The sequence below is a fragment of the Rhodopila globiformis genome (assembly GCF_002937115.1).
Classification (GTDB): Bacteria; Pseudomonadota; Alphaproteobacteria; order Acetobacterales; family Acetobacteraceae; genus Rhodopila; species Rhodopila globiformis.
Window position 1 is genome coordinate 75,806 of sequence record NZ_NHRY01000263.1, and the last position, 25,761, is coordinate 101,566.

Sequence of the window (25,761 nt, forward strand, 5' to 3'; positions counted from 1 at the left end):
GGCGATTGACGCGCATCACACGATCGGCCTGGACTTGCTCGGACCCATCCGTGCCTGAAGGACGGCCTGCGCCGCTTCGTGGCCTGACCCGTTCACACCCCTCCGTGGCCCTTGGGTGGTCCTTCGTCTTCCTCCGTGTTGAAAATCGGTAGGCAATCCAAGCTCCGCCGCCGCCTTCGACCCACCCGGCGCGGCGCACCGCTTGCCGCGAACGCCCTTTGCCGTCCGGTCCGCAAGGACTGGGGAAAATGGGTACTGACGCTCCGGCGGGCGGTACTGGCCATGACGGAAGGAAGACGACCTCGCTCCGCCACAGCCCCTGTCCTGATGGCTACGGGGCTTCCGGCTGCATCCGGCCCGACCAGCCATCGTGCCGGACAGCGGCTGCCCTACGCCGCGAAGCCTTCCAGCACGATCTTGCCGCGCGCCCGCCCGCTTTCGATCAGCGCATGCGCCCGCTTCAGGTTTGCCGCGTTGATGAGGCCGAAATTCTCCCCGAGCGTGGTCCGGAGCTGCCCCTCGTCCACCAGCCGCGCGACCTCGTTCAGCAGCGCGTTCTGCGCGTCCATGTCCGGGGTGTGGAACATCGGCCGGGTGAACATGAACTCCCAGTGCACCGAGACGCTTTTTCGCTTGAACGGCATGATGTCCAGCGTCGCCGGATCGTCGATCAGGGCGAAGCGGCCCTGCGGCGCGATCAGCGTGGTGACCTCGGCCAGGTGCTGGCCGGTGCCGGTGGTCGAGAACACGAAACCCGGCGCGCCAAGCCCCAGCGCCGCGACCTGCGCGGCCAACGGCTTGCCGTGATCGACCACATGGTGGGCGCCGAGATCGCGCACCCAGGCCTGCGTCTCGGGCCGTGAAGCGGTGGCGATGACCGTCAGGCCGGTCAGGCGGCGGGCAAGCTGGATCGCAATCGACGCGACGCCGCCGGCGCCGCCGATGATCAGGATCGCCTCGGCCGCGCCCGGCACCGGCCGGCGGACGTCCAGGCGGTCGAACAGGGTTTCCCAGGCGGTGATCGCGGTCAGCGGCAGGGCGGCGGCCTGCGCCCAGTCCAGCGACTTCGGCTTGTGGCCGACGATGCGCTCATCCACCAGGTGCAGCTCGGCATTGGTGCCCTGGCGGCTCATGTCCCCGGCGTAGAACACGGTGTCGCCGGGCTTGAACAGGGCGGCATCCGGGCCGGTGGCGACCACCGTGCCGCTGGCGTCGTAGCCGAGCACGTTCCACGCCCCCGCCTCGGCCTTCGCCCGGCGCCGGATCTTGGTGTCGACCGGGTTGACCGAAATGGCCTGGACCTGGACCAGCAGGTCGCGGCCGGTTGGCCGAGGTTTCGGCAGGTTGATGTCAACCAGGGCGTCCGGGGCCTCGATCGGGAGGGAGTCCTGGTAGCCGACAGCACGCATGGTGGGATCCTCGATGACGGCGCCGGCAGTTGTCGGCTGACAGGAAAGTCCTTGCCGTGATGATAGACCCGTTCCAACGACAATAAAATCCTTCCAGGCTGGCTGAAGCCCCGACCCTGCTCCGGGCCTGCGTGGACTGCTGCCGTGGCTACCCGCGCAGCCTGCTGGCCAAGCGGAAGTGCAACGAAGTCGCTACGTCCCGGAACGCCGCAGCGGGAGCCGGCACCGAGGCCGTCGAACATGGCAGCGCCCGCCTCCGATGCCACTCGCGGAGGCCCGGGTTGCGCCGCTGCGCTATATCCTGTTAAATATGGCGCCACGGCTGTGGCGGGCCCTTCGGCTCATCCGGCCGGGACCGTCGCGGAAGCAGGGCTGAACCAGGCGGGGGCGACATGATCGACGCGGCGGAACTGCTCGATGTGCGCCTTTCGGCGGACGGCAAGTGCCTCCGGCTCCGGCTGCGCGACCGGAAGGGGCAGACGGTTGCGCTGTCGTTGCCGGCAGGCTGCCTGAACAGTCTGCTCCGCGCAATACCGGAACAGTCTTTCAGCGGGACGATTCATCCGCTCGACAGCTGGAACCTTGAGCGCCCCGACGCCGGGCAGGATCTGGTCCTGACGCTGCGGACGCCCGAGGGGCAGGCGGTATGTTTCGCCCTGAAGCCCTGGCAGATCGACGGGATGGCAACAATCGCGGCCTATGGGCGCGCGGGACAGGCACCCGGGCCGAAACTGCACTGACCGGAAGCGAAGGCCGCGGCAACTGACGTATCGACAGATGCTGGGCCCGGACGGCTGGCAACCGGAGACCGTTGCCTCGCCGCGCCTGTGCGCCGTGCTGGTTCCGAGTGAAGCCGGCAGGAAGAAGTTCGCCGACGTACGAACACCGGCCGCCGACGTACATCCTGGTGTAATCCCGACGTCGTAGCCCGGTCTGGGCTGCGGGAAAGCCGCCACCGTACGCGCTCGGCGACCTGTTAGGGAGGCATCAACAGCGCGAGACGTATGCGCCGGGCCGCCCCATGCGTATCAGGATAAGACAACGGCTGGAGAAGGATTTGGCGCCGCGGCCGTTCCCTCTCCGTCATGGCCGGGCGTGTCCCGGCCATCCACCCCCGCCGTTCGTGCGCAGATGGCCGGGACATGCCCGACCACGATGATAGGGAGAAGACCTCGCTCCGCCGGGCATGACGAAGCGGCAACGACTGTGCCTATTTCAGCGCCACCGCGGCGCCGGCCTGCGAGCCACGTTTCTTCGCCGTGCAGTCCTGCGAACCGATATCCGCGTCGATCACGCCGCAGCCTGCTGCCGGTCCTGGCTCCGTCGCCAGCAACTGGGTCAGGGCGAGAAGGTCGCCGGCGAACATGATCTTCGCTTTCGTTTCCACCGCGCGGAATATGTCCAGCACGGCCCGCCCGGTCGGCGTCAGCGAGGCACTGCCGCCGCGCCGGCCGCCGACGACCCGCACCACCAGCGGCTCCTGGAAGTAGCCGTTCATGCTTTCCAGCAACTTCCAGGCGTTCGGGTAGGCCATGCCCATTGAGCGGGCGGCGGCGGCAATCGAGCCGAAACGGTCGACGCCTTCCAGCAACGCCATCTTGCCGGGGCCGATCAGCGGCAGGATGCGCACCTGGACGCTCAGCTCCGGTCGATCGGCCATGCGGGACTATCCTGTCGGTGGTGCCGATCCCCTAACGAGACCGCCGGGACCCGTCAAGAAACCTGTCGAGGCGCTTCCGGCAGGCCCCTCGGCCGGATCAAACCTCCCGCAGGTCCAGCGCCCAGCCGGACGCGCGGAGGCAGCAGCGCCGGCAGCGTTGCGCCACCCCGGAAGCCGGCTAATCTGTCGCCATGACGTACACGATCGGCATCGACGTCGGCGGCACCTTCACCGATATCGTCGTCTCCGGCGACGGTGGCGGAACGATCACCGCCAAGTCCACCACCACGCCGGCGGATCAATCCGATGGCGTGCTGGAGGGGATCGCGCTGGCCGCGCAACGCCTCGGCCTGACCACCACGGACCTGCTGGGCCGCGCCTCCCGCATCGTCCACGGCACCACCGTCGCCACCAATGCGCTGCTGGAGGGAAAGACTGCCCCCGCCGGCATGCTGACCACCGCCGGGCATCGTGACGTCATCGAAATGCGCGAGGGGCTGAAGCCGGACCGCTACAACCTGCGCATGGCGCCGCCGCCCCCGCTCGTCCCCCGCCGCCTGCGCCTGCCGGTCACCGAGCGGGTCCGCGCCGACGGAACGGTGGAAGTTCCGCTCGACACCGCCTCGCTCGACACCGCCATCGACCAACTGGAACGGGGCGGCGTCCAGACCGTCGCCATCTGCTTCCTGCACGCCTGGCGCAACCCGGGCCACGAGCATCAGGCCGCCGAGGCCGTTCGCCGTCGCCTGCCCGGCGCCTACGTCACCACGTCCTTCGACGTGCTGCCGCAGATCAAGGAGTTCGAGCGCTTCTCCACCACCATCGCCAATGCCGCGGTCGGCCCGGTGATCCAGCACTACCTCGGCCGCCTGGGATCCCGGCTGAAGGAGGCCGGATTTGCCGGCGAACTGCTGGTGATCCTGTCGCACGGCGGCGTCGCCTCGGTGGCCGAGGCGACACGGCTGGCGGCCGGCACCGCCCTGTCGGGCCCGGCGGGCGGCGTGGCGGCGGCGGTGGCCCTGTCGCGAACGGGCCTCGCGCCGGACATCATCGGCTTCGACATGGGCGGCACCTCGACCGACATTGCCGTGGTGCGCGGCGGGCAACCCGGCCTGTCCGGCGACAAGTCCGTCGCCACCGCGCGCATCGCACTGCCAAGCCTGGACATCGTGACGCTCGGGGCCGGCGGCGGTTCCATCGGCCACCTGGACCGGTCCGGCCTGCTGGCGGTGGGGCCGCAAAGCGCCGGGGCGGACCCCGGGCCGGCCTGCTACGGCCAGGGCGGGCAGGGCGCGACGGTGACCGACGCCAACCTGGTGCTTGGCTATCTCGACGCGGCGAACTTCCTCGGCGGCCGCCGGCGGCTGGATGGGGACGCGGCCACCGGCGTGGTGGCGGCGCTGGCGGCGGAGCTTGGCATCGAAACCACCGCCGCCGCTTCCGGCATCCACCGCCTGGTCAACAGCCGCATGGCGGACGGCGTGCGGGTCGCGACCGTGCGGCGCGGGGTCGATCCGCGTGGCTACACTTTGCTCGCGTTCGGCGGCGCGGCCGGGCTGCACGTCACCGCCGTGGCGGAGGCGCTGGGGATTGCGCGGGTGGTGGTGCCGCTGGCGGCCTCGGTGCTGTCGGCCTGGGGCATGCTGAACACCGACCTGCGGATCGAGCTGAGCCGCAGCCTGGGGCAGACCGGCGGGATCGACACCGCGGCATTGCAGGCCGCCTTCGCCGCGATGGAGGACGAGGGCCGCGCCCGGCTGGCCTGGTTCGAAGGCGACGTCGTGCTCCGCCCGTCGGCCGACATGCGCTATGGCGAGCAGGTGTTCGAGATCCCCGTCGCGCTGGATGACGTCGACTGGCGCTCCGGCACCCTGGCCGCCGACATCGCCGAGCGCTTCCACGCGGCGCACGAGCGGCTGTACACCTACGCCCTGCGCGGCCAGGACGTGGTGGTGGTCAACGCCCGCCTGTCGGCCATCGGCCGCCTGCCGGCGATCGCGGCGGCGGCATCCGTGCCATCCGCCGCAGCCGCCGCGCCGAAGGGGACGCGGCGGATTTATCTCGATGGGTGGGTGACGGTGCCGGTCTTCGATTTCCCAGCGCTCGGCGCGGGCCAGGCGATAGCCGGACCGGCGATCATCGAGTCCGACACTACCACCGTCCTGCTGCGCCCGGACGACACGGCACGCATGGACCCGCGCGGCTGGCTGGACATGGCGATCAGCCTGCCGGACTGACCGCCGTCCTGCCCGATCAGGCGATTTCCATCGTAACCTTCGGCGGCGTCTTGAGCGTCTGCAGGATCACGCAGTACCGCTCGGTCGTCTGGATCATCCGTTCCAGCTTCGGCCGATCGGCGTCGCAGTCGACGTCGAAGCGGAGGGTGATGTCGGTCAGGCCGACCGGGGCGGAGCGGTCCACGCCCAGCGTGCCGCGCGCGTCCCAGACGCCTTCCGCAATAACCTTGCCGCCGCGGATGGTCACGCCCATGGCCGTCGCCACGGCGCGCAGCGTGACGCCGGCGCAGCCGACCAGCGCCTCCAGCAGCATGTCGGCGGAACAGGCCAGCGCGCCGGACCCGCCGCCGGCCTTGTGCAGCCCGGCCGTGGTCTTGCCGTGCCAGGCATCCACGACGATGGCGATGTCGTTGGGGTCGAGGCTGCCCTCGGCGCGGGCGGGGACGCGGGCCGCGTCCGGCTGGTCGCGGTACAGTTGCTTCAGCGGCGCCTGGACGGCGCGCAAATCGTCAGCGTTCATAAGATTTCCTTACTGCAAAGGCGGGACGTCAAGCCGGACGGCGATGCCCTCCAGGTCATGCGACACCGGCGGATATCGTTTCATGACCAATGGATCGTGCCCCGGAACGATCAGCTCGGGCGAGGCGGCGTGCGCGCGCAGCGTGTCGAACGCCTCCAGCATGTCGCCGACGTGCAGCGCCACGGTGAACGGCCGGCCGGACTCCATGTTCTCATAGAAATGCGAGACGTCGGAGGCCAGTACGACCACGCCGCGCCGCGTGTTCACCTTGACGAACTGCAAACCCGCGGAGTGCCCGCCCGTCGGCACCACGCTGATGCCGGGCAGGATGTCGGCCGGACCGTTGTGATACACCACGCGGCCGTCGAAGTTCAGCCGGACGACGCCGCACACATCGTCCGGCTCGAAGCTTTTCGCCAGATGCGGGTGGCGCATGTAGCGGCCGGTGGCGTAGTGGATTTCCGGCTCCTGCAGATGGAAGCGGGCCTTGGGGAACCTGGCGAAATTGCCGACGTGGTCGTAGTGCATGTGGGTCAGGATCACGTCCTCCACCGAGGCCGGATCGACGCCCAGCAGCGTCAGCGAATCGATCGGGCAGCGTTCCAGCTGCCGCCCCCGCTTGCCGCCGCTTTCAGCAGTGAACCCGATGTCGATCACCACCGCCCGATCGGCGTTGCGCGCCAGCCAGACGAAATAATCCATTGGCATCGGCCCGTCATGCGGGTCGCCGCCAATGAAATGGTCCGACCGGTTCGCCGGCCGCGTGGCATAGCGCAGGGCGAACAGTTCATAGTCTGCGGTCATGCTCAGATGATCTCCTGGTGGGCGATGATGTCGGGCATCACGTGCCGGGTAAACAGGTCGATGGAATTCAGCGCCTCGTCGCCGGTGATGTCGCCGAAGGCGAAGCGGCACAGGATGTAGTTCAGGCCCGCCTCGTCGATCGCCTGCTGCAGGAAGTCGCGCACCTTGTCCGGCGTGCCGGCGACGGCGCGGCCTTGCGCCTCGGCGTCCTCGAAACGCTCCGGGAAAACCACCTGCGGCGAGGGCATCATGCCGTGGGCGAGCCAGAGTTTCAGGAAGCTGGCGCGCCATTTATCGTAGCCGCGGCGGGCGATCTGCAGCGCTTCCTTTTCGGTCTCGGCGACGACCACGTGGCGGCCGACGCCCATCAGTGGCAGGTCCGCGGGATCGTTACACAGACGATCCCATTCGGCGCGGTAGCGGTCGGTCAGCGCGCGCATGCCGGGGCCCGGCAGGTTGCCGACGACGTTCACCCGGTTCCGTGCCGCCCAGGGAATGGATTCCGGCCGGGCGAGCCCGTACCACAGCGGCGGATGCGGCCGCTGCACCGGAGTCAGCTCCATCGGCACGTCGCGATAGCGGTAGTAGGTGCCTTCGAAATTCAGCACCGGGCCGGTCATGCCGCGCAGGATCACCTCCAGCGCCTCGTTGTACATCGCCGGCGCATGGTCCGGATCGATTCCGTAATATCGCAGCTCGATCGGCGAGATCCCGCGGCCGACGCCCAGCATGAACCGCCCGCCGCTGAGCTGGTCCAGCATGCAGATTTCTTCCAGCAGCTTGATCGGGTGGTACAGCGGCAGCAGATACACCAGCGGACCGAAGCACAGCCGCCACGTGCGCTGCGCCACCGCCGCCAGCCAGACGCCGGGGGCGGGCGCGACGCCCAACGGGGTCGCATGGTGCTCGGCCACGTGGTAACAGTGGAAACCGGCGCGGTCATAGGCTTCGACCAGTTTCAGCCGTTCCTCGTAGAAGCGGTCCAGCGTTGCCTGGCTGCGGTCCATGTGGTCGAAGATGCCGACTTTCATCCGCCCTGTCCTATGCTGTGGCCATGACGATACAGGGGTGCGCGGCCATGACGACAGGGAGACGACCTTGCGCTGTGTGGCCATTGGCGCCTGTGGGTCCGCATCTTTACAGGAGAACGACAGGCTGCCTTTTCCCGTCCCAGGCCGCCCCACGACGGGTGGGACTGTCGGTGCCGGCCGGTCCCGGATCCACCGCTGCCACGGCGCCAGGCCGCGCCACGGCACGTTATCGTTGTCATTGTCGTTTCCTCGCCGCCAAGTCCGACTCGTACTCGCCGGTCAGGCCCTTGTCCAGATCGGCACCGCGTTCAGTGCGTCAGCGCGCCGCCTGCCCGCTTCCAGGCATCGAGGCCGCCGTGGATATGGCAGGCCGTCTCGAGCCCGGCCTCGTGAGCCGCGCGCACCGCCATTGCCGATCGTTCACCGAAGGCACAATAGAACAGTAACCGATGCCCTGTCGTTGCAGCCAACTGCAACAGCGTTCCGCCCGGCTGGATCGTCCGGTCCAGGTCACCGTACGGCACATGCAGCGCGCCCGGGATGGAGCCATGCTTCTGCCGCTCGGCCGTCTCGCGCAGATCGACCAGGATGGTGTCCTGGCTGCCGATCATTGTATGCGCCTGGTCCGCGGTCATGGCCCAGCCCAGCAAGGCGATCTCGTCCTGCGCCAGGCCCTGCCGCTGGTTGGCGGGAACCGCGACGTCCATCATCTTCGGGTTGGACAGGTTCAGGTTATTCATGATGGCGACGTATTCGTCGACGCTGCTGACCTGCAGGCGCGGGTTGCAGCGCTTTTCCTCGCCGATGGTGCTGACCGTGTCGCCTTTGTAATCGTGCGCCGGGAACACCATCGTCTCGTCCGGCAGCCGCAGCAGCCGGTTGAAGATCGACTCATACTGCGCCCGCGGGCAGCCGTTCTGGAAATCGGTGCGGCCGGTGCCGCGGATCAGCAGCGTGTCGCCGGTGAACACGCGGTCCTGCATCCGGAAGCAGTAGGAATCGTCGGTATGGCCGGGCGTATAGATCGCCTCCAGCTCCAGCCCCTCGATCCGCAGCGCGTCGCCGTCCGCGACGCGCATCGCCACGACGTCGACGCTCGACTGCTCGCCCATCACCGTAACGCAGCGCGTGGTGTCCCGTAGGGCGCCGAGGCCGGTGATGTGGTCCGCGTGCAGGTGGGTATCGATGGCCTTGACCAGGCGTAACTCCAGGTCGCGGATCAGTGACAGGTAGCGGTCAACCTTCTCCAGCACCGGGTCGATGATCAGCGCCTCCCCGCCCCGGCGCGAGGCGAGCAGGTAGGTGTAGGTCCCCGAGGTCGCGTCGAAAAGCTGGCGGAAGATCATGGCAATCTCCGTAGCTGCCTGGCAGGGGATAATCATGCCACGAACAGCGCGACGGAGGGAATGAACTTCCAGGGTGCTCAGCCGATGGGCGGCCCGACATAGGCCGAGATTGGGCGGATCATGCGTCCGGTCTTCCGCTGCTCCATCGCATGCGCCAGCCAGCCGGCGCTGCGCCCGACGGCGAACACCGGCGTGAAGGCGGCGCGGGGAATCCCGACGGCGTCCAGCAGCAGGGCGGCCATGATCTCCACGTTCGGCGGCAGGGTCCGCCCCGGCTTCACCCGGGCGATGGCTGCGGCGACCGCTGTTTCCAGCCGAGCGGCGAAGTCCAGCCGCCCGGCATGCGGCCCCATTGCCTGCAACGCCTGCCGCATGGCCTCGGCGCGGGGATCGTTGCCCTGGAACACGCGATGGCCGAACCCCATCAGCCGTTCGCCGGCGCGCAGCTTCGCTTCCAGCCAGGCGTCCAGGTCCGGCGCGGCTTCGGCGGCGTCCAGCATGTCCAGCGTCGGCCCGGGCGCCCCGCCATGCCGGGCGCCGGTGAACGCGCACCACGCCGCCAGGACCGCAGCGGCAAGCGAGGCCCCGGTCGAGGCCACCACCCGCGCGGTGAAGGCCGAAGCGCTGAGGCCGCTCTCGCACATGACGGTGAAGTACGTGTCGAGCGCCGCCACCCGGTCCGCCACCTGGGTGCGCCCGTGCAGCATCCGCAGCAGGTCGGAGGCGGTCGACAGCGCGGGATCGGGCGCCAGCGGCGGCTGGCCGACCGACTGCCGTGCCAGGGCCGGCACCGCCACGGTGAGCGCGGCCAACAGTTCGGCTGCGCTCGCGCTGTCGGGTTGGGCGGCGAGCGCGAGCCGCACGCCCTCGAACAACGGCCGCCCCGCGGCCAGGGGCAGCCAGGCCGAAAGCGTCTCATAGGCGGCGATGCGGGCCTGGCCGAACGGATCCCGCAGGCCCGCTGCGGACAGGCCCTGCCCGGCGAAGCCGTCCCACAGCAGCGCGACGGTGCCCTCGAAGCCATGATGCGCGACCAGCGCCGGCAGGGCGACGCCGCGTACCCAGACCATGCCGTTGGCCGGGTCGGTGTGGCTCAGGATCGTCTCCGCCGCGACAACGCCCTCCAGTCCCTTGTCCATGCCGTTTCCTCCGTCCTTCAGGGCTTGTTAACCATTTGGCGCCAGGATCGCTGGATGCAGCCTCTCACGGATGGCGCCTGCGCCCAACCTGTCACGTTGGATACGGATCGATCCGGCTACCGGCGCGGGCTGCTGGCGTTGCGCGCCGGCGAGCTGGACGAGGCCGTTACTTTATTGACACAGGCGGTCCGGGCGCATCCGCTCGATGCCGGCATGCGGCGCAACCTGGTGCGGGCCCTGCTGGCGGACCGGCGGTTCGGGCAGGTGGTGACCGAGGCGTCCTACGCCCTGAGTCTCGTGCCGGACGATGCCGAGCTGAACTGTGCCCTCGGCACGGCGCTGGGCGGCATCGGGCAGCCGGCGCCGGCCTGCGCGGCGTTCGCCCGCGCCATCGCGCTTCGCCCGGATCATGCGCCGTCCTGGCTGAACTTCGGCAACGTCGCGGCCGACATGGATGACGTCGCGTCGGCCGAGGCGCTCTACCGGACGGCGATCCGGCTCGACCCCGGCCTGCCGGAGGCCCATGCCAGCCTGGGCTACGTGCTGACGATGCAAGGGCGGCTGGCGGAGGCGATCGCGGCCTGCGAGGCGGCGATCCGCGTCGCGCCGGATCTCGCCATGGCGCACCTGAACCTGGCGACGGCGGTGCTGCTGGGCGGCGACCTGGCGCGCGGCTTCGCGGCGTATGAATGGCGCAAGCGGGTCGCGGCGTATCAGCGGGATTTTCCCGCCCTGGACGGGCCGGCGTGGGACGGCGGGGCGGTGCGCGGCCGGACCATCCTGGTTCGCGGCGAGCAGGGCTTCGGCGACACGATCCAGTGCGCCCGCTATCTGGCGCTGATCCGCGACGCGGGCGGGCGGCCGGTGATGACGTGCGCGACGGCGCTGGTGCCGCTGATCCGGTCGATGACCGGGGTCGTGACCATTCCGGTCGGCAGCGCGTTGCCGCCGTATGATGCCCACGTCGACCTGATGAGCCTGCCGCACGCGTTCCGCACAACGCTGGACAGCATTCCATTGCCGGACGGCTATCTGTCAGCCGATGCGGACCGCGTCCGGGCCTGGCGCGCCCGGTTGCCGCCCGGGCCGAAAATCGGCGTCGTTCTCTCCGGCAATCCGCTGCATCGCGCCGATGCGCGGCGGTCGATCCCGGTGGAACTGGCCGCGCCGCTGCTGCGGGTTCCGGGGGTCAGCTTCGTCAACCTGCAGCATGGCCCGGCGGCGCGTGCGCTTGGGCTGCCGGACCTGACCGGGTGGATGACGGACTATGCCGAGACGGCGGCGCTGGTGGCGAACCTGGACCTGGTGATCAGCGTCGACACCTCGGCCGCGCACCTGGCCGGGGCGCTCGGCACCCCGGCCTTGGTCCTGTTACCGGTCGCCCCGGACTGGCGCTGGATGCTGGGACGCCCGGACAGTCCGTGGTACGGCTCGGTCCGGCTGTTCCGCCAGGCGCGGGCCGGCGACTGGCCGGGCGTCATCGCCGCGGTCACGCAGTGCGTGTCGCGTGCATTCAGCAGTCTATGATCTCGGCAACCAGGCCGTCCGCCGTCAGCCCGTCATAGAAGGTGCCGTCGGCGCGCTCGAGTTGGCGCCAGACGATGCCGTAGGCCTCATCGAGCCGTGCGGCGACCCAGGCCCAGGTGGCGGGTTGCCAGGCGCCCCAGGTGCCGAGCCGCACCGTCGCCGCGTCGGCCAGGCCGGTGTAGTCCCAGGCGATGACGGCGTGGCCACCGACGATGCCGCCGTCGTCGCGGCCGGGCTGCACATCCCACAGCGGCGTCCGCTCCAGGTCGCGCTCGCGCAGGGTGACGCCCCAGTAGCCCACGCCCAGCCGCGCCATCCCGTGCGCCAAAGCCGATCGGCTTTGGCTGTCGAGGGTGGCATAGAGGCCGTAGAGGGTCTGTGGGCCGATCGCGAAGCCCTGGGTGGCCTGGTGGGCCAGCACGTCCAGCATGACCGCGCCGTCGGTGGCGACGAGATCGGGCGGGTTGCCGATGCAGGCGCCGTAGAACGCCGGCACGCTGGCCGGGGCCACCACAAGATCATAGCCATTCAGGGCGGCGATACCGCGCGCCGCGTTCACCAGCGACACGGCGGTGCAGTCCGGCAGGACGTCGTTGCCGTACAACCCCGGCTCAAACGCCATTGCATGCCGATCGAGGGCGGGCGGCGGGGGCACGGAGCCGAAGCGATGCGATGGCGCTCGGGCGAGCGCCATCGGATCGTGGCGGATGCGGCCGAGTCTGCCCCTGGGCGGGCAGCCGGCCAGATCCAGGCGGGCGGTCAACGGGAAGCCGCCGCCGCCAGGATCGTGCGCGCCTGGCTGGGCAGGAAGGTGACCGGCACACCGGCGCCCGAGACGCCCACCGCGGCCAGGATCACCGGCAGCAGCGACACGGCCGCCTGGATCGTGGCCTGCATGACCGAGCCGGCCGGCACCAGCGGCAGGGCGACCGACGCCAGGGCCTGCACCACCTGGCTGATTTCCTGCACGGTCGAGGTGGCCGGCGTGGCGGTCGCGCTGGCGACCTGGGCGGCATCCGCCTGTATCGTCGTGAGATACTGCTCGATCTGCGTCACGGCGGCAGTCGGGACGCCCGGGATCTGCCGGATGCTGTTGACCGTCGTTGCCAGGCCGGCGGCGATCAGGTTGACGTCGGTTGCGATCTGGGACGGCGTTTGCGTCCCGCACGCGAATAAGGTGGCCGCCGGCAGAAGGGCGGCGATACCGAGCAAGGTTCGGCGGTTCATGACAGGGATTCTTTCAGGATTTTGGCGCAGGCTGCGTCGGCGCCGAGGGGGCGGCGTTCCGGGCCTTGCCAACGTTGAAGGCGATGAAATTCACAGCGGCGTAGAAGGCGCGATAGAGGCTGTTCCCGCCGGCGGCCGGATGCGGCAGGACCGTCGCCAGGGCAGCGCAGACGGCGATGACGGCGGTGACGTACGGCAGGACCGGGCCGGCGCCCGGAATGGCCGCCAGGGTAGCCATGATATCCATGTCAGAAGACTCCAGATGAATGATGCAGGCCGGCAAATGAACACCACCCGCGGCAGCGGAAATTATGCCGGCTGGCGCCCGGGAAGCGCGCTTGCCTGGCGGCTCGGGCTTGCCCTGAGCGGCCGGTCGAGGCCGTCAGATCAATTCGTTGGGGCGCAAGGGGTTTGCTGCCGGTGCCAGGAGGGACCAATCGCAGTGTGCTGTGGGCCGTTCCGGCGCGAATTGCATTCCTCAAGACACGGGGCCCCTGCGCGTGAAATCTGCCAAAACAGCCGGTAGTTGCAATGCCGTGGGAATATAGTCACAAAATGGGATATAAGTCAAGATAATTCCGGTATCGGGGATTTTGCCACCACCACGCCCGGGCAGGCGCCTGGCGCAGGACGCTGGTTTGCGGCGCAGGAGGCCGGCGCGGTGCGGGAAACGGCGATCGTCAGCGTGTCGCGTGCTGGCAGGTCAAGGTTTGCGGGGACGCATAGGCGCTCGTTTAGGACCCGAGCGCGAATAAGCGATCCACTTCGGCGGGTCCTGTGCATGCCAGCGCCATTCTGAGCGAACCGGGAGAGCGCCCATCGGCTTGGCCGTCGCGCCATTCTTGGTGGCTTAGGCGACGCCCAAAAATAAGCGCGCCACCTCGTCGGAGCGACGTCCGAACCAATGGCATGCTGAACGGCGCGGCGGCGACCTGCTTATTTTTGGGCGTCGCCTTAGTTTGACTGTGTCAAAAACTGAGAGATAGTCAATGTTATCAATGGGTTATGGGGGCACCTAGTTTGCGAGAAAACGTCGTAATTTCAATGTGTTAGGCGGAAACTGAAAACTGACACAGTCAAATTAGTGTCTTTGTGTTGAAGCGGCAGAAGAAACCGCACGGACCTGTCCGTGTCCCACGGTCACCGTCCGTACTGCTACAACTGCTGGCTTTAACACAAAGACACTAAGCCACTAAGAATGGCGTCTCATGGTGCCCGGGGATGAGCCCGTCCGCCGCAGCGATGCGTGCAGGAACACGCTCTGCCAGCAAGATGCGAAACGGCATCATGGAACAGTTATTCAGGTTCGATGACTGAGTTAGCGCCTATGTGGCTCGTCCGGACCATGACGGAATGAGCCACCGCCGCGACGGATCGTTTCCGAGGTCTGTGCATGCGGTAGGGACACGCCCGGGCATGACGACGAAGACAGGCCGCCCGTGTCCCGACTTGGCACTCGAGACGAAATAACCGCTTCGATTGGCGCACGAGCGCCCTTGCCCGTCATGGCCGGCCATCCACGCCTTTGCCGCGATCAGCACCGCAAGGCGTGGATGCTGGGCCTTCACCTACCATGACGTGGCGGCGCCGGCGCCGCCGGAGGCAATCGCAGCCGCTTCAGAACTCGCTGAACTCGCACAACTTGTCCGAATTGAGCGCCACCTTTCGCTGGGTCATGTTGACGTTCCAGGAGGCGAAATCGGCCTGGGTCCGCGGAACCCGCAGGCGCTGGGTGATGGCCCGCAGGGAGTAGAACTCACGCTGAAGCTTCTGGACCTTGGCCACCAGTTGCTGGCCAGACATGTTCCTCGGCTCGATGTGGCAATACACGCCGGGCCAGCGGTCCATGTTGGGCTCGTCGATGATGCGGTTCTCGGCCTTCAGGCGATCATACACCGGCGTGCCGCGCAACGGCGCCAGGACGTTGAAATAGGCGGCTGGAACCTTGTGCTGCTGCAGAAACTGCAGGGTCGCATCGAACACGGTTTCGTCGTCGGTGTCCGTGCCGAAGACGAAATTGAACGAGAAGCTGATGTTCCTCCGGTTGAGGTTGTCGATCATCTCGTCATAGCTGTTCGACTTGTTGAACTCCTTGTGCATCGACTTCAGGGTGGTCTGGGAAATGCTCTCGATGCCCATGTTCACATGCAGCAGGCCGGACCGCTGCGCCAGGTCGAGGAACTCCCCATCCAGGCCGAACCGGGGCGAGAACAACGCCGACCAGCGGATTTTCAGGGGAATCAGCGCTTCCAGCAGTTCCATCGTGCGCTTCTTGTGGCCGACGAACTGGCTGGCGGCGAAGAACACGTGGCGCTTGCCGCTCTTGCGGATTTCCTCGACGATTTCCTCGGCCGGGCGGTCGCGGTAGCCGTAATCGCCGTTCAGGCGGCGTTCGGCGCAGAAGTCGCAAGTATAAGGGCAGCCGCGAGACTGCTGGATGACGACCGGACTGTAGAAGGTGTAGTTCTCGGGATGCAGCAGATCCCACCGCGGCGTCGGCATGCCTTTCATGCTGGCAACCGTGTCGCGCTGATAGAACTGCTTCAGCCGACCTGCCGCGGCGTCCTCCAGCATCTGGGGAAAGATCTCCTCCGCTTCGCCGATGCACACGCCGTCGGCGTGCTGCGCCATCTCCTCGGCGTAGAACGTGGCGTGCGGGCCGCCCATCAGCACGGTGACCCCCCGCTCCCGGAACTTGTCGGCGAGTTCCTGGGCCCGCAGCGAGGTCACCATGCGGGCGGTGATGGCAACCACGTCGACCGGCGCGTCGAAATCAACCTCCTCGACGGCGTCGTCGACGAGGGTGACGTCCCAGTCCCGCGGCGCGAGGGCGCCCATATAGGGCAGGACGGCGCCGATCAACCGGCGCTTGCGGATCTTCAGCGGGCGCCGGTCGCCGAAACCACGGTAGGAGGCGGCCTGGATGATCATTAGTCGGGGCATTTCTATCCGTCCGGCAAGAGGTGTCTGACTGCCGACATGCCAGTACTGGAGACCGGCCATGTCAGCATGGTATTCGATCGATTGTTCGCATCCACCGTATGTCCGCGCCAGGCAAGGCCGGTCAAATAGTCGGACGGATACTGGGCGTGAGGATATCCAACCTTCGAGAAGATTTTTATTCCAATAAAACCATGCGCTCTCCCGCCATCGCGCGCACCGGCCTCGCTGGCGGCGGCGACCGGAGCGAAGGCGCCTGTTTCGCCTGTCCGGACAAACCGTCGCGTCGCTGCCAGCATTGCGGAACAGGCCCTGTGAACACCCGCGTGTCGACCATCGCTTGCCGGACAACCTACTGGGCATCGAAAGGCGTTTCAAGGCACCAACGTTGCCGGGCCGTTCGGGCGCGGGCCATGGCCTGGCGGTCTCCGCCCCCATGATCCGCCGGGTTGCGCCTGTCCTGGTCCCGCATTTCGACCTGCGGCGCAGGCGCGCCCAGCGCCGAAACGGTGTCAGATTGGTACAGGAACCACCCTATCGGACAAGACTAAAAATTGATCCAAGGTCATGCAAATAATACTTTATCCAGATTCTTTGCCGCCTGACACTTAGCAAACATCCGGGACAGGCAATTCCCGAGTCGTTCAACCGACGCACCATCGGTAGCGGGCGCGCCACAGCCGGTCGCGGCGCCGGATCGGCCCTGGCGGCCATTGTCCACCCGAGACCATCGCGACCCGTGGCCGCATCGCGGTGCTTGCGACCGTCCCGGCTATGAGCGGATTTGGCGGGAACGCGGCGCAGAACGCCTGCCTCACCCGTCAGGCCGGGCTGCCGGACGAATGGGCGTTCCATCAGGCGAGGACCATGCAGGCCCGCGGCCCTGACACCATGCTGCTGGCAAGCCTGCCGCACGCCCGTGATCCGGCGACTCAGGCTCCAATCAGGGATGCGTGAGCACGTGCATCACGTATGCGTGATGATGTCTATGCGTGATGATCTCCGATGGCAGGAAATGACCTGCAGAGGCCGCGCATGCCCTGGACGCAGAGCGCACGAAAGCCTTGCAGCGTCATCACGAGCGTGAATCCGCCGCCGGCACACTGGAAATCGCCGTGGTTCCGGTTTCCGTTCACCGCCTGCGATCGGCGCCGCGGGCAATTCAGTATGTTTTAAGAACGAACTGGCGGAGGCCAGTTTCGTACCGTTTACCACCGGAATACGAAACTGGCTGTAGCCGAAGGGCAAGGCGTTATCCTGGCAGGTTGCCACCATGTGCGCGGAACAGGAAAGAAATCAAGCTTCCCCTTGTGGACCTGCAACAGATTGCCCCGGGGACGCCGCTCAATCCTCGAGTGTGAAGCCTACCTTCATCGTTACCTGGTAATGGCGCACCTCGCCATTCTCGATCTCGCCACGCATCTGGGTCAGCTCGAACCACCGCAGGTTCCGCGTCGTCTTCGAGGCGCGGGCAATCGCATTTTCGACCGCATCCGCATGGCTGATCTCCGACGATCCCGCGAGTTCGATAACACGATAAGTATGATCGGCCATAAATTGCTCCCTGATGACCACGGACACCGGCTATAACAGGCGAACCGCTGCCTGGTGCCGCACGCGCCAAGGTTTTTGTGCATCCAATGCCACAGCGTCACGGGCCGAATGGCCATGGCTGGCATCCCCATATCGGTGCCGCATGGCCAGGCTGCGTGCGATGAAAGCGCCAGCCGCCGCTTCCGGCGTTCCGATTATGGTATCGGCAGCTTGCCCGCGATCCGCCGGAATTCGGTAGCCAGCGCGTCCCATCCGGGATCCGCCAGCCACTCGGCCGGGGCGGCCAGTGCCTCGGTGAGCTTGCTCTTGTAGCTATCGCGGGGGATTTCCTCGGCGCCGAACTGCGTCAGGTGGGCGGTGACGAACTGCGTGTCGAGCAGCCGGTAGCCGCCCAGGCGCAGCCTGGCGACAAGATGCACCAGCGCCACCTTCGACGCATCCCGCGCGAAGCTGAACATGCTCTCGCCAAAGAACGCGCCGCCCAAGGAAACGCCGTACAGGCCGCCGACGAGCGTGCCATCCTGCCAGGCCTCCACCGAATGCGCGTGCCCCAGGCGGAACAGCTCGGTGAACAGGCGCTCGATCTGGGAATTGATCCAGGTTTCGGTGCGATCCGGCAGCGGAGTCGCGCAACCGGCGATCGTGCCGGGAAAATTCCGGTCCACGGTCACCTCGAAAGTGCCGGACAACACGGTGCGCAACAGCCGGCGGGACAGGTGAAAGCCATCCAGCGGCAGTATGCCGCGCTTGACCGGATCGAGCCAGAACAGCCGATCGGCCGAGCGGCCCTCGGCCATCGGGAACAACCCGTGGCGATAGGCGCGCAGCACCAGGTCCGCCGTGACTTCCACTGAGCGTTTGGACATGATCGTATAGTGCGGCCCCTGCCAACGGATTGGAAGGCGCAATACGATGCTGGCAATCAAGCACCTCGACCACCTGGTCCTGCGGGTTGTCGACCTGCGGGCGATGCAGGACTTCTATACCGGTGTCCTGGGATGCACGGTGGAGAAGGTCCAGGCGGAGCTGGGCCTGTATCAGCTGCGGGCCGGCGCCGCGCTGATCGACCTGGTCCCGGTCGACGGCGCGCTGGGCCGCAAGGGTGGCGCCGCGCCGGGGGTGGAGGGCCGCAACCTGGACCATTTCTGCCTACGGGTCGAGCCGTTCGACGCCGAGGCAATCACCACGCATCTGCGGGCGCACGGGGCCGATCCGGCGCCGGTTGCCTCCCGCTACGGCGCGGAAGGCCAGGGGCCGTCGATTTACGTGGCCGATCCGGAGGGCAACGTCGTGGAGCTGAAAGGCCCGCCGGACCCGGCATCCTGAGCCTGTTTGACTGGTTTCAGAGGCGGCCGGTTCTGAGCGCCGACGGCATGGGCAGGCTGTGGCTGCAGTTCGGCTGATTGAGCGTCATCGGCGGCGGGCGTGCGGCTGGGGCGTCCGAAAATGTAATCACCGCGATGGCCAGCCGGCGCGCCGGCCCTGTCTCTTTAAATTGGCGCCTATGCGGCTTGTCCGGGCCATGACGACAAGGGGACCTGGGCCGCGGCAGGTCGTTTCCGAGATCTCTGCATCCCGTAGCGTCCGCACCGGGCCGCGCGATGTCCCCCCTGATCCTCCGAGGCCCTCCGCAATGCTCAGTTCTGCTCTGTGCGAGCAGATATGCGCCATCAGCCACGCCGTCCCTGCCGGAGAGGCACCGTCCCGGACCGAGGCCGTGCCGGAACAAGAAAGCCACAACTCACTTGTTCACGAACGCCATGCGGCGCTGTTTTCCAGCCGGACAACAAGCGCTCGAGAACTCAAGGCCCAATTCAATCAGGCCGGCTGTCAGGGCAGAGACGTGCCGATCGACTTGACGACCTGAGCCGGCACAGCGGCTGCCGGCGAGGCTGTGGCCGCGGAGGTGGCTGCGGTCGCCGTCGTGGACGCGGATGCAGGCGCGAGGGTGGCCGCGGTCGCGGCTGCGATCGCAGGGACAGCTGGCGCAGCGTCGGCTGGCTTGGCCTCCGGCACCGCCGTCTTTGACGCCTCTGCCGGGGTGGCGGAATCGGTTGCCTTGCCGGAAGCGGCCGCCGCCGCGGCGTCCGTGGGCTTGCTGGCGTCCGCGGGCTTGCTGGCATCCGCCGGCTTCGCGCTGTCGGCCGGCTTGGCGGGTTCGCCGGCCTTGTCCGGTTTGGCTTGCGCGATCAGCGCCGGATCGGTGTAATCAGGCACCACCCGCGCCTGGTTGCCGGCAATGACCAGCACATGCTGCCCCAGCGCCAGGGGCGTCTGGTCCTTCTGCGTGACGCTGACCAGGTCGCCGTTCTTCTTGCGGACGATGTACTCGAATGCCGAGGTGTCGGCGACGATATGTTCCGCTGCCGTTCCCGCCAAGCCGCCAACCAGGGCCCCACCCAGGGACGCAAACGCGCTTTCCGCACCGGTTCCCACCTGAGACCCGGCGATGCCGCCCGCCGCCGCCCCGGTCACCGCGCCTGTGGTGCCCGAGGCGGTCACGTCGACCTTGCGAACGCCGATGACAACGCCTTGCTCGACCTTGTTCGCCTGCTGCACGGCATTGGTCGCATAGACATCCGGTGAGTAGCTTGGTCCGCAGCCGGCCAGGCCGACGAGAACCAGTCCCAGGCTCAACAAGCGCGTCTTCAACACGGCCCCGCTTCGTTGTTGCATGGATGTGGTAGCGGATCGAGCCGATAATGTCATAGTTAAATGAGGCATAACTGACGGGTATCTTCACCAGGCCCACCAGTCGGGCTAGCATTCCGGCATGACAGAACCTCCGATCAGGCGAGGCCTGGCCCGCAACACCGCCAACTACGGTGACAGGGATTTCGCGCTCTACCTACGCCGATCCTTCGCGAAATCGATGGGGTATTCCCAGGCGATGCTGGATCGGCCGGTGGTGGGCATCGTCGATACCGGGTCCGACTACAACAACTGCCACCGCACGGTGCCGGACCTGGTCGAGGCGGTGAAACGCGGCGTCCTGGCGGCCGGCGGGCTGCCGCTGGCCTTCCCGACCGTCTCGCTGTGCGAGCCGTCGCTGTTCCCGACCTCCATGCATTACCGCAACCTCGCCGCGCTGGACACCGAGGCGATGCTGAAGGCGCAGCCGATGGATGCGGCGGTGCTGATTGGCGGTTGCGACAAGACCGTGCCGGCGCAACTGATGGGCGCAGCCTCGGCGGATGTGCCGGCGGTGCAACTGGTGACCGGGCCGATGCTGGCGACGCCGTTCCAGGGCGAGCGGCTGTCCGCCTGCACCGATTGCCGCCGCTACTGGGCGGCCTACCGCGCCGGCAAGGTCAGCGAGGACCGTATACACGAGATCGAGGGCAGGCTGGCGACGACCGCCGGGACCTGCGGGGTCATGGGCACGGCCTCCACCATGGCCTGCCTGGCGGAGACATTGGGGATGGTCCCGCTCGGTCACGGGTCCATTCCGGCCGTGCACGCCGATCGGCTGCGGGCGGCCGAGGAAGCCGGAGCGCTGGCGGTGCGGCTGATCGGGAACTCGGTCAGGCCGTCGCAGGTCATCACGCCGCATGCCATCGAGAACGCGCTGCGGGTGCTGCTGGCGCTTGGCGGCTCGACCAATGCGCTGATCCACCTGACGGCGATCGCCGGGCGCGTCGGCGTGCGGGTGGATTTGCGCCGGCTGAATGAACTGTCGGATTCTACGCCGGTGCTGGTCGATCTGAAGCCGACCGGCGAAGGCTATATGGAGGATTTCCACGCGGCGGGCGGGATGCCGGCGCTGCTGTGGGAACTGCGCGACTTGCTGCACCACGACCCGATTGACGTCACCGGCGTGACGCTGGGCGAGCGGCTGGCGGAACCGGCGTTCGTCGATCGCCGCTATATCCGGGCACGATCCGAGCCGGTGTCGCCGGTGGGCGGGCTCGTCGCGCTGTTCGGCTCGCTGGCCCCGCGGGGTGCGATCCTGAAACGCAGCGCGGCAACCCAGTCGCTGTTCGAGAAAGAGGCCCGGGCTGTGGTGTTCGACGGGCTGGAGGATCTCGCCAACCGGATCGACGATCCGGGACTGGACGTGACTGCGGATGACATCCTGGTGCTGAAGAACGCCGGCCCGCTGACTCCCGCCGGCATGCCGGAGGCCGGCTACCTGCCGATACCATCCAGCCTGGCCCGTGCCGGCGTGAAGGACATGGTGCGCATGAGCGACTGCCGCATGTCCGGCACCGCGTTCGGCACGATCGTGCTGCACATCACGCCGGAAGCCGCCGGCGGCGGGCCGTTGGGACTGGTCGAGAGCGGCGACCGGATCAGGCTGTCGGTCGCCCATCGGTCGCTGGACCTGCTGGTCCCGGCCGAGGACCTGGCGCGGCGACGGGCCGCCTGGAGTCCGCCGCAAAAGCCGCAGCGGGGATGGGATCGGCTGGTCGCGGATCAGGTGCTGCAGGCGGACGAAGGTTGCGACCTGGCGATGCTGCGCGCCGGGGGATGATGTGGTAAGGGTCCGAGCCGGAATATCCGATCACCGGAGCCGGCGCACCGGCCCCTCCACGTCATGGTGGGCGAAGGCCCGCCATCCAGGCCTTGCGAAGCTGATCGCGGCAAAAGGCATGGATGGCGGCCCTGCCGCCGCCATGACGGTTGCGGCGATCGTGCGGCAAGTGGAGCGGTTATTCTGCATGAGGCCCTGAGGTTATAGTTATGAGCGTCGCGCTAAAACAACCGATGAGCCTGGAAGCGTTCCTCGCCTGGGAGGAACAACAGGAATTGCGCTGGGAATTCGACGGGTTCGAGCCGGTTGCGATGACCGGCGGAACGTCCGAGCATTCGGCGATCCAACGCAACCTGGTCTTTGCGCTGACCGGACGTCTGCGGGGAAAGCCGTGCCAGCCCTATACCAGCGATCTCAAGATCGCCGTGGCGGGTTCGATCCGCTACCCGGACGCCTTCGTCGTCTGCTCGCCGGTGCCGCGTGGCACCCGGGTGGTGACGGACCCGGTGGCCGTTTTCGAGGTCCTCAGCCCCAGCACGGCGAGCACCGACATCGGGATCAAGAACCAGGAATATCGCGATACACCATCGATCCAGCGCTATGTCATGCTGTCTCAGGACGACCAGCGGGCGACGATCTTCGCCCGCGCCGGCGACGACTGGGTCGGCCATATCGCGTCCGGTGATGCCATCCTTGAGATGCCGGAGATCGGGATCGAGGTGCCGCTGGCGGAACTGTACGAGGGTGTTTCGTTCGACCGCCCGGGTGGTGCGGAGGCTGTGCTGGACGGCTGACCCTGGCGGTCAATCCAAACCCGGATAGCGTTCGTCGATGGCTGCCCGGTCCCAAAATACGGCAATAATGACCGGCGGGACGCTATGCCGATAGGCGATCCAATATGCCCTGGACTTCAGCCACGCGATGCCGGGCCGGACGAGGTCGTTGTACGTTGCCGGGTATGCGCGAGGGCACCTCGGGCCAGCTTCGATTGCGGCTTCGGCCTCGGCCAAAGCTCTGTCGAGGTTGCGGAGCGCTTCCGACTGCTGCTTCAGCCGGTAATGACCGGCAAGCTCGGTTACCTGGCGGCGAGCAGCCGGCGTGTAGTCAATCAACAACGGTTCGGAGGCATGCCCCCCGTTGCGCGAGGCTCAACCGTGTCGCTTTCCAACTCGGCCAACGCAGCGCGGATGACGTCATGTACCGCGCTGGCGGGCACGGTTTCGCCGCGGGCCAGTTCAGCCTCGCTGACGGCGAGTTGCTCCGCCCAACCGGGCGGGGATTGATTGACTGACTTGTCCATGGAGGAAAGATAGCTGATCCCGATCGGAATTTCCATCGGAGGGCGGGCGGCGCCGGGATATGTCCGCAGCCGCTTCAAAAGAGGTAAAGAGTCTAGGCTTAAAGATGCTGGTGCCGGCCGCCGGAGATCCTGCCCCCATTGCCTGCTGAGCCCTTGCGACGGGCGGCAGTGTCGTCCGCGGGGGGCCAAGGCAGCGGCAGAGCCTGGATTGGCGACCGATTTTCAACACGGAGGACGACGAAGGATCACCGAGGGCCACGAAGGGTGTGAACGAGTCAGCCAACGATGTGGCGCAGGCCGTAAGTCAGGTACAAAGGATCTGGGGCGAAATAACCGCCCACCGGATCGGCGCACCGGCTCTTCCCCGTCATGGCGGCCCCGGGACAAGTCCCTGCCCACGCCCATTGATTTGGGCGACATCGAAACATTCACCGAGAGAAGCGCCTCCGAAAATCAATCAGCGCATCAAATTCATTATAAATTCTTCCCCTATCGGTTGAACTGCTCCTCCTTCGGCACATCGGCCTCAGGTGGCACATAAAGCGCGGCGCATTCCCGCACCATCAGGCCGCCTTCCAGCGCCAGATCATTACGGAAGGCATCGCGGATGAAGTCCACCGTGTCGAGATGCCGATCCTCGAAATACATCGGATGGACGTCATCGCGGCCGACGCCATGAACGATGCGGCCGATCTTGGCCCAGATCGAGGCCATGGTGCACATGCCGCACGGCTGCAGCGTCGTGTAGAGTACCGCACCGCGCAGTTCATGACAGGCCAGCTTCCGGCCGGCCCGGCGCATTGCAACGATCTCGGCGTGCGCGGTGGCATCGTGCCGCAGATCGACCTCGTTGCAGCCTTCGCCGATCACCTCGCCGTTGCGGACGATCACGCAGCCGATGGGGTTGGTGCCGGGCCGCGCCTCGCCGCTGCGGGCCAGATCGATCGCACGCCGCATCCAGGTCATGTCGTCTTTGGTCCAGGGCATGAACGTACCTCCGGTGATGCATCAAGGTTGATGCGTCAGCGGTTCAAGGCTGTCCAACCGCAACGTGAACCGCCGAGGCGCTTCGAACCGGGATGGAAACGCTTCGGCTGATGTTCCGGGGGCGGATTCATTGTTGGGGCCGCCGTTTTGGCGCTGGTGGTGCAGGCTGGCGGCTTGTCCGTTGCTATATCGATCTATTTCCTTATTGGTCCATTGCCTCACCGTCATGGCCGGGCGTGTCCCGGCCATGACGGTGAGGCAATGGACCGGACACCAAGTCCTTCTCCAACCGCCGCCCTGTCCTGGTAGCCGTGGGGACACGCCCGGCCACGACGGCAGAGAAACAGTAAAGTTGCGTAACCGATCTAGACCCGCCGCTGCACCTGTATCACGCCGGCAGCCTGCAACGCATCGATCTCGGCACCGGCGTAGCCGTGCTGTGTCAGAATCTCCCTGGCATGTTCAGCAAATTTCGGCGGCGGCTGGCGCGTTCCACCCCCGGTGCGGCTGAACTTGATCGGCGTGCCGATGCCTCTGTACCAGTCGAGCTCGGTGACCATCTCGCGATGCGCGGTATGCGGCGCGGCGATGGCCTCATCCACCGGCAGCACCGGCCCGGCCGGGACGCCGGCGCGGATCAACTGCAACGACAATTCCTGCCCGTCCTTGTCGGCGAATGCCTCCGACAGAGCCAAAGTCAGGGCCACGCGGTTGACGTTGCGCTCGCCATTGTTGGCGAAGCGCGGGTTGTCCGCCAGGTCCGGCCGGCCGATGATCTCGCACAGCTTGCGGAACTGGCCGTTGTTGCCGCTGGCGATGAAGATGTCGCAGGTGCGGGTGGGGTACTTGTCGTAAGGAACAAGATTCGGATGCGGGTTGCCCGTGCCGGCTGGGCGCCTGCCGTTCAGGAAAAAATTCGCGGCCTGCGGATGCAGCAGCGACAGGCCGCAATCGTACAGCGTCATGTCCAGGTACTGGCCCTGCCCCGAGCGTCCCCGCTCATGCAACGCCATCAGGATGGCGATCGCCGCGTAAAGCCCCGTGCCCATGTCGACGATCGCGGCGCCAAGCCGCATCGGGCCGGTCGTTTCGTCGCCGTTGACGCTCATCAGGCCGGTCATCGCCTGCAGGATCGCGTCGTAGCCCGGCAGCCCGCCCAGAGGCCCGTCGCCGCCGAAGCCGGACACGCGGCAATGGATCAGGCCGGGGAAGCGCTTCGACAGCACGTCCTCATACCCGAGGCCCCATTTTTCCATCGAGCCCGGCTTGAAGTTCTCGATCACGACGTCAGCGCCTTCCAGCAGGCGCAGCAGCACCGCCTTGCCCTCCGCCTTGCCGAGATCGAGCCCCATGGAGCGCTTGTTGCGGTTGACGCCGATGAAGTAGCTGGCGTCGCCCTCGTGGAACGGCGGTCCCCAGTCCCGGACCTCGTCGCCCTGGGGCGGCTCGATCTTGATCACGTCGGCGCCGTGATCGGACAGGACCATTGTGCAGTACGGGCCGCCCAGCACGCGGGTCAGGTCGATCACCTTGATCCCGGCCAGGGCACCGGCGGTTTTCGCCAGCCCCTTGCCGTTGCCCGCCGGTATCACTGAACCTCCCATTG

Annotated in this window: 25 protein-coding genes; 7 read left to right on the forward strand and 18 right to left on the reverse strand. The window is 67.2% G+C overall.

Annotated features, from left to right (window positions below):
* Window positions 1-389 precede the first annotated feature (389 nt).
* Entirely contained in the window at window positions 390-1,409 is a 1,020-nt protein-coding gene (locus CCS01_RS28780) for a zinc-binding alcohol dehydrogenase family protein (RefSeq protein ID WP_104522207.1), read from the reverse strand.
* 392 nt (window positions 1,410-1,801) lie between these two features.
* Here CCS01_RS28780 and CCS01_RS28785 point away from each other — a divergent pair, with 392 nt between their 5' ends.
* Window positions 1,802-2,149: a hypothetical protein gene (locus CCS01_RS28785; RefSeq protein WP_104522208.1), complete on the forward strand. Its 348-nt coding sequence runs from the start codon at window positions 1,802-1,804 to the stop codon at window positions 2,147-2,149.
* Between the two features lie 470 nt (window positions 2,150-2,619).
* On the opposite strand, the gene CCS01_RS28790 is transcribed toward CCS01_RS28785, so the two are convergent.
* Window positions 2,620-3,069: a winged helix-turn-helix domain-containing protein gene (locus tag CCS01_RS28790; protein WP_104522209.1), complete on the reverse strand. Its 450-nt coding sequence runs from the start codon at window positions 3,067-3,069 to the stop codon at window positions 2,620-2,622.
* Window positions 3,070-3,260: 191 nt separating this feature from the next.
* On the opposite strand from CCS01_RS28790, the gene CCS01_RS28795 reads away from it, so the two are divergent.
* Window positions 3,261-5,306, forward strand: a complete 2,046-nt coding sequence (locus tag CCS01_RS28795) for a hydantoinase/oxoprolinase family protein (protein ID WP_104522210.1) — start codon at window positions 3,261-3,263, stop codon at window positions 5,304-5,306.
* Window positions 5,307-5,322: 16 nt separating this feature from the next.
* Here CCS01_RS28795 and CCS01_RS28800 read toward each other — a convergent pair whose 3' ends face one another.
* The 5 genes from CCS01_RS28800 to CCS01_RS28820 all read right to left on the reverse strand — a co-directional run bounded on the left by CCS01_RS28800 (window position 5,323) and on the right by CCS01_RS28820 (window position 10,146).
* On the reverse strand, window positions 5,323-5,826 hold the full coding sequence (locus tag CCS01_RS28800; RefSeq protein ID WP_104522211.1) for an OsmC family protein: 504 nt from the start codon (window positions 5,824-5,826) through the stop codon (window positions 5,323-5,325).
* Window positions 5,827-5,835: 9 nt separating this feature from the next.
* Window positions 5,836-6,630 carry an N-acyl homoserine lactonase family protein gene (locus CCS01_RS28805; protein ID WP_104522212.1) on the reverse strand — a complete coding sequence of 265 codons (795 nt, stop codon included), beginning with the start codon at window positions 6,628-6,630 and terminating at the stop codon, window positions 5,836-5,838.
* A gap of 2 nt (window positions 6,631-6,632) precedes the next feature.
* Window positions 6,633-7,661: an LLM class flavin-dependent oxidoreductase gene (locus tag CCS01_RS28810; protein ID WP_158258662.1), complete on the reverse strand. Its 1,029-nt coding sequence runs from the start codon at window positions 7,659-7,661 to the stop codon at window positions 6,633-6,635.
* Between the two features lie 308 nt (window positions 7,662-7,969).
* Entirely contained in the window at window positions 7,970-9,007 is a 1,038-nt protein-coding gene (locus CCS01_RS28815) for an MBL fold metallo-hydrolase (protein WP_104522214.1), read from the reverse strand.
* Between the two features lie 77 nt (window positions 9,008-9,084).
* Window positions 9,085-10,146 (reverse strand): citrate synthase, encoded by a 1,062-nt coding sequence (locus tag CCS01_RS28820; RefSeq protein WP_104522215.1) that lies wholly within the window; start codon window positions 10,144-10,146, stop codon window positions 9,085-9,087.
* A gap of 54 nt (window positions 10,147-10,200) precedes the next feature.
* On the opposite strand from CCS01_RS28820, the gene CCS01_RS28825 reads away from it, so the two are divergent.
* Window positions 10,201-11,673 (forward strand): tetratricopeptide repeat protein, encoded by a 1,473-nt coding sequence (locus tag CCS01_RS28825; RefSeq protein WP_104522216.1) that lies wholly within the window; start codon window positions 10,201-10,203, stop codon window positions 11,671-11,673.
* Here the strand turns inward: CCS01_RS28825 and CCS01_RS28830 are convergent.
* The 4 genes from CCS01_RS28830 to CCS01_RS28845 form a co-directional block, all read right to left on the reverse strand.
* Window positions 11,660-12,436 (reverse strand): hypothetical protein, encoded by a 777-nt coding sequence (locus tag CCS01_RS28830; protein ID WP_146102015.1) that lies wholly within the window; start codon window positions 12,434-12,436, stop codon window positions 11,660-11,662. The genes CCS01_RS28825 and CCS01_RS28830 overlap by 14 nt on opposite strands.
* Complete coding sequence (locus CCS01_RS28835) at window positions 12,433-12,900, reverse strand: hypothetical protein (protein WP_104522218.1); 468 nt, start codon at window positions 12,898-12,900, stop codon at window positions 12,433-12,435. The genes CCS01_RS28830 and CCS01_RS28835 overlap by 4 nt, the downstream gene beginning before the upstream one ends.
* A gap of 13 nt (window positions 12,901-12,913) precedes the next feature.
* Entirely contained in the window at window positions 12,914-13,147 is a 234-nt protein-coding gene (locus CCS01_RS28840; RefSeq protein ID WP_104522219.1) for a hypothetical protein, read from the reverse strand.
* A 1,370-nt stretch (window positions 13,148-14,517) separates the two neighbouring features.
* Entirely contained in the window at window positions 14,518-15,843 is a 1,326-nt protein-coding gene (locus CCS01_RS28845) for a B12-binding domain-containing radical SAM protein (RefSeq protein ID WP_158258663.1), read from the reverse strand.
* A 750-nt stretch (window positions 15,844-16,593) separates the two neighbouring features.
* On the opposite strand from CCS01_RS28845, the gene CCS01_RS36260 reads away from it, so the two are divergent.
* Entirely contained in the window at window positions 16,594-16,797 is a 204-nt protein-coding gene (locus tag CCS01_RS36260) for a hypothetical protein (RefSeq protein ID WP_408887518.1), read from the forward strand.
* Window positions 16,798-17,184: 387 nt separating this feature from the next.
* Here CCS01_RS36260 and CCS01_RS28855 read toward each other — a convergent pair whose 3' ends face one another.
* Together CCS01_RS28855 and aat are read right to left on the reverse strand one after the other, a co-directional pair.
* Window positions 17,185-17,394, reverse strand: coding sequence for a dodecin (locus CCS01_RS28855; RefSeq protein ID WP_104522222.1), 210 nt, complete (start codon window positions 17,392-17,394; stop codon window positions 17,185-17,187).
* A gap of 194 nt (window positions 17,395-17,588) precedes the next feature.
* A complete protein-coding gene (gene aat, locus CCS01_RS28860) occupies window positions 17,589-18,260 on the reverse strand; it encodes a leucyl/phenylalanyl-tRNA--protein transferase (RefSeq protein ID WP_104522223.1) in 672 nt (223 codons plus the stop codon).
* 46 nt (window positions 18,261-18,306) lie between these two features.
* Here aat and CCS01_RS28865 point away from each other — a divergent pair, with 46 nt between their 5' ends.
* Entirely contained in the window at window positions 18,307-18,720 is a 414-nt protein-coding gene (locus CCS01_RS28865; protein ID WP_104522224.1) for a VOC family protein, read from the forward strand.
* A 504-nt stretch (window positions 18,721-19,224) separates the two neighbouring features.
* On the opposite strand, the gene CCS01_RS28870 is transcribed toward CCS01_RS28865, so the two are convergent.
* On the reverse strand, window positions 19,225-19,953 hold the full coding sequence (locus CCS01_RS28870; protein ID WP_239992442.1) for a hypothetical protein: 729 nt from the start codon (window positions 19,951-19,953) through the stop codon (window positions 19,225-19,227).
* Between the two features lie 214 nt (window positions 19,954-20,167).
* Here CCS01_RS28870 and CCS01_RS28875 point away from each other — a divergent pair, with 214 nt between their 5' ends.
* Window positions 20,168-21,868: a dihydroxy-acid dehydratase gene (locus CCS01_RS28875; RefSeq protein WP_104522226.1), complete on the forward strand. Its 1,701-nt coding sequence runs from the start codon at window positions 20,168-20,170 to the stop codon at window positions 21,866-21,868.
* A gap of 209 nt (window positions 21,869-22,077) precedes the next feature.
* Window positions 22,078-22,662 carry a Uma2 family endonuclease gene (locus CCS01_RS28880; protein WP_104522227.1) on the forward strand — a complete coding sequence of 195 codons (585 nt, stop codon included), beginning with the start codon at window positions 22,078-22,080 and terminating at the stop codon, window positions 22,660-22,662.
* A gap of 9 nt (window positions 22,663-22,671) precedes the next feature.
* Here CCS01_RS28880 and CCS01_RS28885 read toward each other — a convergent pair whose 3' ends face one another.
* The 4 genes from CCS01_RS28885 to CCS01_RS28900 form a co-directional block, all read right to left on the reverse strand.
* Window positions 22,672-22,980: a hypothetical protein gene (locus CCS01_RS28885; RefSeq protein ID WP_146102016.1), complete on the reverse strand. Its 309-nt coding sequence runs from the start codon at window positions 22,978-22,980 to the stop codon at window positions 22,672-22,674.
* Window positions 22,977-23,204, reverse strand: coding sequence for a hypothetical protein (locus tag CCS01_RS28890; protein WP_104522229.1), 228 nt, complete (start codon window positions 23,202-23,204; stop codon window positions 22,977-22,979). Before CCS01_RS28890 ends, CCS01_RS28885 begins: the two co-directional genes overlap by 4 nt.
* A 453-nt stretch (window positions 23,205-23,657) precedes the next feature.
* A complete protein-coding gene (locus CCS01_RS28895; protein ID WP_104522230.1) occupies window positions 23,658-24,155 on the reverse strand; it encodes a nucleoside deaminase in 498 nt (165 codons plus the stop codon).
* Window positions 24,156-24,520: 365 nt separating this feature from the next.
* Complete coding sequence (locus tag CCS01_RS28900) at window positions 24,521-25,759, reverse strand: CaiB/BaiF CoA transferase family protein (RefSeq protein ID WP_104522231.1); 1,239 nt, start codon at window positions 25,757-25,759, stop codon at window positions 24,521-24,523.
* Window positions 25,760-25,761: the final 2 nt, after the last annotated feature.

Excerpts from the sequence above, each read along its gene's own strand:
- CCS01_RS28785 (WP_104522208.1), top strand. The coding sequence starts at position 1,802 with ATGATCGACGCGGCGGAACTGCTCGATGTGCGCCTTTCGGCGGACGGC.
- CCS01_RS28795 (WP_104522210.1), top strand. The coding sequence starts at position 3,261 with ATGACGTACACGATCGGCATCGACGTCGGCGGCACCTTCACCGATATC.
- CCS01_RS28790 (WP_104522209.1), bottom strand. The coding sequence starts at position 3,069 with ATGGCCGATCGACCGGAGCTGAGCGTCCAGGTGCGCATCCTGCCGCTG.
- CCS01_RS28840 (WP_104522219.1), bottom strand. The coding sequence starts at position 13,147 with ATGGATATCATGGCTACCCTGGCGGCCATTCCGGGCGCCGGCCCGGTC.
- CCS01_RS28835 (WP_104522218.1), bottom strand. The coding sequence starts at position 12,900 with ATGAACCGCCGAACCTTGCTCGGTATCGCCGCCCTTCTGCCGGCGGCC.
- CCS01_RS28780 (WP_104522207.1), bottom strand. The coding sequence starts at position 1,409 with ATGCGTGCTGTCGGCTACCAGGACTCCCTCCCGATCGAGGCCCCGGAC.
- CCS01_RS28815 (WP_104522214.1), bottom strand. The coding sequence starts at position 9,007 with ATGATCTTCCGCCAGCTTTTCGACGCGACCTCGGGGACCTACACCTAC.
- CCS01_RS28825 (WP_104522216.1), top strand. The coding sequence starts at position 10,201 with ATGCAGCCTCTCACGGATGGCGCCTGCGCCCAACCTGTCACGTTGGAT.
- CCS01_RS28890 (WP_104522229.1), bottom strand. The coding sequence starts at position 23,204 with ATGGAAATTCCGATCGGGATCAGCTATCTTTCCTCCATGGACAAGTCA.
- aat (WP_104522223.1), bottom strand. The coding sequence starts at position 18,260 with ATGTCCAAACGCTCAGTGGAAGTCACGGCGGACCTGGTGCTGCGCGCC.
- CCS01_RS28820 (WP_104522215.1), bottom strand. The coding sequence starts at position 10,146 with ATGGACAAGGGACTGGAGGGCGTTGTCGCGGCGGAGACGATCCTGAGC.
- CCS01_RS28900 (WP_104522231.1), bottom strand. The coding sequence starts at position 25,759 with ATGGGAGGTTCAGTGATACCGGCGGGCAACGGCAAGGGGCTGGCGAAA.
- CCS01_RS28855 (WP_104522222.1), bottom strand. The coding sequence starts at position 17,394 with ATGGCCGATCATACTTATCGTGTTATCGAACTCGCGGGATCGTCGGAG.
- CCS01_RS28810 (WP_158258662.1), bottom strand. The coding sequence starts at position 7,661 with ATGAAAGTCGGCATCTTCGACCACATGGACCGCAGCCAGGCAACGCTG.
- CCS01_RS28845 (WP_158258663.1), bottom strand. The coding sequence starts at position 15,843 with ATGCCCCGACTAATGATCATCCAGGCCGCCTCCTACCGTGGTTTCGGC.
- CCS01_RS28880 (WP_104522227.1), top strand. The coding sequence starts at position 22,078 with ATGAGCGTCGCGCTAAAACAACCGATGAGCCTGGAAGCGTTCCTCGCC.
- CCS01_RS28895 (WP_104522230.1), bottom strand. The coding sequence starts at position 24,155 with ATGCCCTGGACCAAAGACGACATGACCTGGATGCGGCGTGCGATCGAT.
- CCS01_RS28875 (WP_104522226.1), top strand. The coding sequence starts at position 20,168 with ATGACAGAACCTCCGATCAGGCGAGGCCTGGCCCGCAACACCGCCAAC.
- CCS01_RS28865 (WP_104522224.1), top strand. The coding sequence starts at position 18,307 with ATGCTGGCAATCAAGCACCTCGACCACCTGGTCCTGCGGGTTGTCGAC.
- CCS01_RS28800 (WP_104522211.1), bottom strand. The coding sequence starts at position 5,826 with ATGAACGCTGACGATTTGCGCGCCGTCCAGGCGCCGCTGAAGCAACTG.
- CCS01_RS28805 (WP_104522212.1), bottom strand. The coding sequence starts at position 6,630 with ATGACCGCAGACTATGAACTGTTCGCCCTGCGCTATGCCACGCGGCCG.